Origin of the sequence: Streptococcus sp. 27098_8_148 (genome assembly GCF_041432105.1) — a bacterium.
GTDB classification, from domain to species: Bacteria; Bacillota; Bacilli; order Lactobacillales; family Streptococcaceae; genus Streptococcus; species Streptococcus parasanguinis_AE.
In genome coordinates this window covers 236,376-244,207 of the sequence record NZ_JAPVYY010000004.1, presented here as the reverse complement: position 1 = coordinate 244,207, position 7,832 = coordinate 236,376, and the positions used below count along the sequence as shown (strand labels likewise).

Sequence of the window (7,832 nt, the reverse complement as noted above, 5' to 3'; positions counted from 1 at the left end):
TATTTTGACGATTCAGTTTCATCTTTTAAGAGCTCTTTCTTCACGCGCACCGTACTCTCATACTCAGCCCCAGCTAGACGGTCAAAGGGAAAGCGACGATTGAGCAAGACGATGGCAAGAGTGAGAATCAGGTACAATAAAACCACAAAGAAGAGCAATAAAATCATGGACAGGGTTAAGAGAGAATTGTCCGTCAAATCGCTATTCAAGAGCGAAATCAAATAGAACAACCCTTGAGGAATCAGATAGAAATAACCTACTACCAGGATTCCCCGCCAGATGGTGCGAAGCCATTTTTGCTTGTCAAAATGCAAGCGGAATTTCAATAAAGCCATTCCCAAGGTTTTGCCCCGCCACAAAGGAATCAAACCAAAATAAACAGCCAAAATCGCTACATAAGGAATCGTCTCTAAACGCTCGATTACCGCGTAAAGCAAGGATAGCATTACAAAGTCGATCAAGAAGGCAAGACCCATCCGAAAACCAGATACTTTCGTTCCTACTCGGAAAGAATGCTCGTCAATTTCGTCTCGTGTCGGCAATAACCAAACCAGGAACCAACCGAGCAGATAACCCACTCCACCACCGGTAGTATTTTGAATAATATCATCAACATCTGCCAGGCGGTAAGGACCCGGATACATAAAGTAGAGACCTGATAACTGGGTCAGTTCCAAAAAGAGACTAAAGAGGGCTGTCAGGAGGATCGTTTTCTTAAAACCACACTTGAAATAATAGCGCAGATACATCCCAAAAGGAATCAACATCAGGACATTAAAGGCAGGCACATAAAAAGTTGGATGCTTAAGAGCTTGAATCCAAGTACCAGTCTGCGCTAAATCAAAGGGGCTCTCCTTGAAAAAATCCACCACAAAAGCAAAGGGATGGAGATTGACCATTTCCGAGTAGCTAGTATGAATCTTACTTGGATCCGGCAGAGGCAAGATCACCAAGAGATAGACCGTCATCAAGTAAAGCATAAAAGAATAGAAAATCAGCACCCGCAATTTATTGACCGAACCATATTTTCGATAATTCAAAATCATGTAGGGCAAGGTCAGCAAAAATGCCAGGAAAGGAAAGAGCTGAACAGCCGTTTTAATAGTAGAGATATACCCCATTGTGTCTCCTTTTTTTCGTTATAAAATCACCCTTTGTACAATGACAAAAGGTGATTTCTTCATTGATATAGAATATTATACGGCCTGGTAAAGGAAGAGTCAAGGAAGTACGATGAAAACCTTACTGAGGAGCCGTCTTAATAGTTAGCTTCTCCCCTCCAAGACTTTACTTCCGATAAAAACCAATAGATAACTCACAACCCCTGAAAGATGCAATAGCGTTGAGATCCATCCGGTGATTGCTGGTAAGAGCATGAGGCCAGATAGAAAAATTAAGAATAGATAAAACCATTTTACGGTGAGTGAAAATTCTTTCCACATCTTTGGCAGGAGCAGGACTCCTCCGGTCACAAAGGCGTATCCTACAGCAGAGATCCCTGTTGCCTGAATGTCCTGCTCCTGGGTTAAGAGGTGAAAAACGATGGAAGAGAGGACTGTCGCCGTCACAAAAACGATCAAGACTTGTCTAGAGCCTATTTTTCTTTCTAGCAGTCCTCCGAAGGGAAGGAGCATGAGTCCATTTAACAACAAATGGACCCATAAAAACCAGATAGGGGCTCCTTTACTACCGTGCATCAGGGTCCCACTAACATATTGCCAACCATACACCGGCTTTGAATGAAAAGCCAATAGGTCATACATAGCATCCCCATAAAAGGAAGTCAATAGACCGAGCAGCAAACAGATTAGAGCTAAAGTACTGATAACAGGATAGGTTATAAGGATTCTTTTCATATTTATCTTCTCTTTTTCAAAAAACAGCGTTACGATGTCTCCATTCACGACCATTATACCATGTAATTCAATGGAGACAGAAAAGTTTTTTGCTTCTTTCGTTTCAAATCTTTGCTGGAAAAACGAAATATCGTGACTTATTAGTCGGTCATTATTCGTGACCGGAAAGCGATCCTGTTTTTTAGCCGTAGCAAAAATTTGACTTTCTATTTTAAAAAGAATATACTCATTCTAATCTGAGACAAATATTTTTTATTTTTTTAAATCAACAGTATTGTATTCAGAGAAAAAACTACTAACTTCATGGAGGTGACGCTATGTCATTAGAAGAAAAATTGAACCAAGCAAAAGGTTCTGTTAAAGAAGGCCTTGGTAAATTAACCGGCGATACAAAAACAGAAGCTGAAGGCACTGCTGAAAAAGTTGCTTCAAAAGCAAAAGAAGTTGCTGAAGATGCAAAAGAAGCTGTTGAAGGAGCTATCAAGGGCGTTAAAAATATCTTTCATAAAGACGACAAATAGTCTTTAACATCCTAGACCTACTCTATTTTCTACAGTCACATTTGACTGTGAAAGATAGGGTGGTTTTTTATTTTCCATTTATCTTAGGTATAGAAAAAACACCCCGAAGGGTGCTCTTTGTAAGTATAGTAATTCCTTCGAATTAACATTTTGCGTGCAGTGGTTGCTATCCATTCAAATATCGCTTCGCTTGTTTTCTTGGGGCAACTGTGCATAGCATATCTCTACGCGACTAAAGTCGCTAGAGCTATCCTAATTACGCACCGCCAGTTCTCATAGATAAAAACACCTTGCAAGATGTAAAATGTTTTCGCTTGTATTCTGTATTCCAGTAACGAATTAACGTTTAGAGGCAATTGACTTCGTCGAATTGCAGCCGTATTTGTAAGTGGCTAAAGCCACAACAACTACATCAACTGCCACAATTTAGTATGAAAACATACAAAGAACACCTCGAAAGGTGTTCTTTGTAAATATTGTAATTCTTTCGAATTAACGTTTACTAAATTGTGAAGCTTTACGAGCTTTCTTAAGACCTGGTTTGGAAAGTATGAGTTTCAGTTGGACTAAAAACAGCGTAATATCAAGTCTTTTCAGAACTAAAACTACTTATTCATTTCATAAAATTTGAATCAATATTTTTTAAATAGGGGAATAGTTTAGTTCTGTAAGTATTGATATAACACACCTACAAAGCTTATTATATCAGATTTTTCTCAGTTTTAGAAAAATAGGTAGAGAAAAAAACAACATCTGGATTCTCCAAAAAATCTTGATCAAACAATCTTTACAACGAGTTGACGTATTTATAAATAAAAGGAATCGCTATCAAAAATTAGTTCATTTTCAATTTGGAATTTACACAAATTTTCGGACAATTGGAGCAAGTAGTATTACTATAAAGTATTATAAATAGTGATAGGAGTTACACCTTCTTCTTTTCTTCTTCAAGAGATTCCATGCTTTTATTATAAAGTTTATTTTCTTCCTGATACGTTTGGCTTAATCTAGTTTCAAACCTAGAAATTCTCTTTTCAAAATTATCTCTATTTTCTTCTAATTGCTGCAATTCATGTATTGGAAGTTCTTGATTATGTTTATGACAATAGGAGATGATAAAGTCAGTTATATCTTCATATAGTCTTTTTGCATCTCGCTTCATATCTTGATAATCTAATTCATAATCTGCTACTTTTCTTCTGAAAGCTTGATGATCACTCTCGACTTTATTAATTTTATCATTAATATTCATGTATTCTCCTAAAGTATTGGGCTGGACAGATCAGGTTCAGGTACTTCAGTTAAAGTTTTATTAATTGCATCAGCAGCACCCCCAGTTAATCCTCCTTCTAGAGAAGCAGGTACTTGAGAAGTGGCAAAATTCTGCATTTTAAACGCCTGATTAGCCAGCCAAGTTTGTAAAATAGCCCCTTCAGCCATTAGGACACCTTTTGTTGCTGAAACTAGAGCCTGGATTGCCAATCGTTCTTGAACTTTCATGTATTCAGTTTTTATGCGCTCTGCTTCTAATCGATCTTCAGTATTCGGTTCAATCATTCATTAACTCCTTTTAATTGCTAAAAATCTTGGCACCTATTTGATCACTTTCAATAATTCTATCAGCAACTTTATTCAGATTATCTGAAATTTGAGACATTCTATTCCTATAATCGCTTGCTGAAGTGATAGTTTTTGTCTCTTTCCCACTGTTCCATGCAGTATCCAAACTTAGTTCAGATAATAGAACCTCTACTTCACTAGATGATAAGTGACGAGCAATACTATATGCTTCAGATTTGAGGGATGAAATTTTTTGAGAAACCTTTTCCTTTTCAGATTCAATTTTTGATTTAATTTCTTCTTCGTAAACCTCAGCTTGAAGTTTCGTGGTTTCCGCACTTACTCGGACCAATTCTTCTCTTAAACTAATTTTTTTACTACCAGAACTAGACTTCAAAGAGGCCTTTATCTCTTTTATTTGTTTGATATTTAAAGTGATTAAATCTTGTTTAGTTGGTTCAGGAGCAAAAGGACCGTAATTATTTAAATACCCGTTAATATAAAACTCCGGCCTATCAAAAATATCTTCTAACCCATAATTAACAATTCCTAAATTTGGTTTAAAATTCTTTGCTTTATATTCCGCTATCTTTCGGACCTGCTTTTCAGTCATGCCAGAGGCGAAAAGGTTTTTTTTATAATAATAATCGATATCTAAAGCATTTCCCTTTAATACAGGTGTTCGTGGTGAATGTCCATCTTCGTCTCCAATAACTTCAAACATCATTGTTTTTCCATAGGGAACTGCACCACCATTACCATCAAGTTTAACAACGTCCCTTCTACTATCTCTATAGATCGTAGCGTTCTTATTAAGATAGGCTACCTGTTCCTTTGAAATACCACCTGTATCTACAGCTTTTTTAGCTGCGAAATCCATGAAATTTGTAACTTTAATAGTCCGATTCTCTTTAAGGCCATACTTTGAAGCTGTATAAGCTACGCCAGGTCCTGCTTGACTATGCCCAGACATATTAGAAATTATACCATTATGAGATTTTATTTTCTCTTCAGTAATTTGATAAAACATATCAATATCATCTGCTTGGGGAGTTAGCATTCCTGGAAATATACCAAACGCCCCACTAGCAAAGAATGCTCTTTCAGACGAATCAACAATATCTCTATTCTTTTTAAAAAAATAAGGTTGATTCCCCAATTCTTTAGAATTTTCAAAGGGTATTTGAGTTCCAGCAACAACTATCGTTGTTTCTTGATAATTTGGATTATTACCTTTTGGATCATCAACAGGGACAAAGGCAATTGCTTGGGTAGTAGCATCCATGCTGTTAACGATTTGGAAATATCTGTCTTCACCATTTATTTTATAATTTAGTACTTTTCCTGGCTTTTCCCTAACATTATTTTTAAGACCAAACTGTAATCTCTGTACTTCTTCATTAGATAAAGCCATATTATATATCTCCTTTTCTTAAGTCATCATTATAAACAATCTCAGCATATGGACTTCCTTTTTCATCTTTTACTACCCCTTTTAATTGACCATTATCAACCAATAATTTAATATTACCATCCGTAGAGGATTCTCTAATTAGTTTTGCTTCATCAGGCAGGTGCTGTGCTTTAGAAACATCGATATTATTTCCATTGGAGTCCTTTAAATCTATAGCTTCATTCCCGCCTCCATCAAAATTGAGAAGAACATGAGAAACGATACCAAAACTGCTTGGATTATAGTTATTAATTGGAGTTCCTAGAGTAGCCTTATTTCCATACTTATCATAAATAGTTGGACGGACATACGCATTTGAGAATGTTGACCCTTCCTCTGTAACGTATATTGGGGAAAATTCAATCTTCTCAATACCTCTATAGTGTTCTTTGATGTAGGTTCCTATTTGCTCTTCTAGCAAACGAAAGCCATGCTGATAGAGTTTGGCTGTTTTGGGGCCAAGATTTGGTTTAGTCAGCTTATTATACATATATGTTCCTCCAAATATAAGAATGATTACAATAGCAATTATTTTAGTAACCTTATTTCTCATTAGTCGCCTCCGATCTAATTGATTATCCACCATTTTTTCATGCAACCATATTACTTATTATAACATAATTGCAAATTTGTAACATTAAGCCAAACAGAAAAGCATCCCGTATGTTGAATACGAAATGCTTTCAATATCTGTAAATAAGTTTTAACGTTTACTAAATTGTGATGCTTTACGAGCTTTCTTCAAGCCTGGTTTGGAAAGTATGAATTTCAGTTGGACTAAAAACAGCGTAATATCAAGACTTTTCTCCGCTTTTATAAAAGCGTTTTTCCAATCAAATTCAACTAATTTTATCTAAATGGTGTGGATTTTACCCCCAAAATTACAGAGAATGGAGCTGATAAACACTAAACGTTCACACCATTAGTTAAATGATTTTTTTCATCATTTTTCTTAGATGATAGAACTTCTAATTTATTTCTTATTCAAGCAAAAACAACCTGCTATAAGTAAGAAAGAGGAAGATACAAGAAAAACACGGCGTAAAAACCGATTCAGTTCATTGTCCTCAATCCTTGTCTGCTTCATTTTCTTTTACGAGATCGTTTTGTGAATCTTTTTCAGAGAGTTTTTGATCAATATACTTGTCAATGTTTTCATAAAATTCCTTGGTCGCTTCACTATCTAATGTTGGCGAGTTCTGAACTTGATTCACTTTCAATTGAACAGATTGAATACCGTAAGAGGCTTGTTTTTGGTGGAGTGTTTCTAATTCTTCTTCTGAAATCGGATCTCCAACAACCGTCAAGACCAATTCATTGTTACTTGACTTGTAGACTTGATTAATAACCGTATAATTGGCGAACTCTTTTCCTACAAACTGTTTGATCCCTTCTTTGCGCGCTTGTTCTATTGTCAGAGTAACTGCCGAATAGCTAGCTGGAAGAATCAACAATACAATCAAAGAAATCAAGCCAATTCTCATTTTAATGCTCAGCTCTTTAAATGAAGTTAAAGGAGATTTTCTCATCAAAATTCTTGTTCCAACAATGTTGGCTAGCATGATAAAGACACAGTTGATCAAGAAAAGATAGAGAGCCCCCAATAAAAATCGTACATTCCCATTAGCTAAACCATAGCCAGCAGTACAGATAGGCGGCATCAAAGCTGTAGCAATGGCTACTCCTGGCACGATATTGTTTGCTTCTTTTTTCCTTGAACCGATCACACCAGCAATCCCACCAGCAATAGCAATGAGAACATCCCAAATGGTTGGAGAGGTTCGTGCGATCAACTCGCTACTTGCATAAGACAAGGGAGAAATCCAGAAATACAGAGTCGAGACAAGCAAACTGACCAACACTTGAGTCAATAAAACCTCTAGAGATTGCTTGATTAAACGCGTATCAAAAATAGCTAAACCGAATCCCAGTCCAACAATCGGTGTCATGAGAGGTGAAATTAACATGGCTCCAATAATAACAGCTGTTGAATTCATATTTAGACCGATAGAGGCAATAAAAATTGCACACATCAAAATCGCTGTATCTCTCAATCGAACATGAAGGTCATCGTATAATTTCTCACGGTATTCCCGTGTTGAATAATTGGCAGTCATTTGTCCTCTCCTCTTTCCTTATTTAAATCGGTATAATAATTAATAATAACAGCTGATAAACAGCCAAAAAATATGAGCCCATAAATCGTCAAGAAGACACTGGTAATCCTTCCAATCAAGGTCACAGCTAGGAGATCCCCGTAGCCGACAGTCGTCGAAGTCACAAAAGCATACCAAAGACCGTCTCCGTAATTTGTGATAGCAGGTTCAACTAGGAAAAGCACGCCTCCTGACCCAAAAACAAAGGTCACAAAACTCAGAGCAAACCGAGTAAAACCCGTAACCTGTATAATATGCCATAACATTTTTAAACGTCTCATTTGTT

At 36.5% G+C, this 7,832-nt stretch carries 9 protein-coding genes; 1 reads left to right on the top strand and 8 read right to left on the bottom strand.

The window, feature by feature from the left end; translation table 11 throughout:
- Both O3646_RS05340 and O3646_RS05335 read right to left on the bottom strand, forming a co-directional pair.
- Window positions 1-1,121, bottom strand: a 1,121-nt coding sequence (locus O3646_RS05340; RefSeq protein WP_023919353.1) for a VanZ family protein, incomplete at its 3' end; no start/stop codon positions are given.
- 144 nt (window positions 1,122-1,265) lie between these two features.
- Complete coding sequence (locus O3646_RS05335) at window positions 1,266-1,856, bottom strand: rhomboid family intramembrane serine protease (protein WP_070595602.1); 591 nt, start codon at window positions 1,854-1,856, stop codon at window positions 1,266-1,268.
- 317 nt (window positions 1,857-2,173) lie between these two features.
- Between O3646_RS05335 and O3646_RS05330 the strand changes: the two genes are divergently transcribed.
- A complete protein-coding gene (locus O3646_RS05330; protein ID WP_049471982.1) occupies window positions 2,174-2,377 on the top strand; it encodes a CsbD family protein in 204 nt (67 codons plus the stop codon).
- A 925-nt stretch (window positions 2,378-3,302) separates the two neighbouring features.
- Here the strand turns inward: O3646_RS05330 and O3646_RS05325 are convergent.
- From O3646_RS05325 to O3646_RS05300, 6 genes are all read right to left on the bottom strand, one after another.
- Complete coding sequence (locus O3646_RS05325) at window positions 3,303-3,629, bottom strand: hypothetical protein (protein ID WP_031576111.1); 327 nt, start codon at window positions 3,627-3,629, stop codon at window positions 3,303-3,305.
- Window positions 3,630-3,637: 8 nt separating this feature from the next.
- Window positions 3,638-3,934, bottom strand: a complete 297-nt coding sequence (locus tag O3646_RS05320; RefSeq protein ID WP_070595605.1) for a hypothetical protein — start codon at window positions 3,932-3,934, stop codon at window positions 3,638-3,640.
- 13 nt (window positions 3,935-3,947) lie between these two features.
- Window positions 3,948-5,351 carry a hypothetical protein gene (locus tag O3646_RS05315; RefSeq protein ID WP_070595607.1) on the bottom strand — a complete coding sequence of 468 codons (1,404 nt, stop codon included), beginning with the start codon at window positions 5,349-5,351 and terminating at the stop codon, window positions 3,948-3,950.
- 1 nt (window position 5,352) lies between these two features.
- Window positions 5,353-5,943, bottom strand: a complete 591-nt coding sequence (locus O3646_RS05310) for a hypothetical protein (protein ID WP_070595609.1) — start codon at window positions 5,941-5,943, stop codon at window positions 5,353-5,355.
- 514 nt (window positions 5,944-6,457) lie between these two features.
- Window positions 6,458-7,507: a DUF389 domain-containing protein gene (locus O3646_RS05305; RefSeq protein WP_000126416.1), complete on the bottom strand. Its 1,050-nt coding sequence runs from the start codon at window positions 7,505-7,507 to the stop codon at window positions 6,458-6,460.
- On the bottom strand, window positions 7,504-7,827 hold the full coding sequence (locus O3646_RS05300) for a potassium channel family protein (protein ID WP_001253404.1): 324 nt from the start codon (window positions 7,825-7,827) through the stop codon (window positions 7,504-7,506). The genes O3646_RS05305 and O3646_RS05300 overlap by 4 nt, the downstream gene beginning before the upstream one ends.
- Window positions 7,828-7,832: the final 5 nt, after the last annotated feature.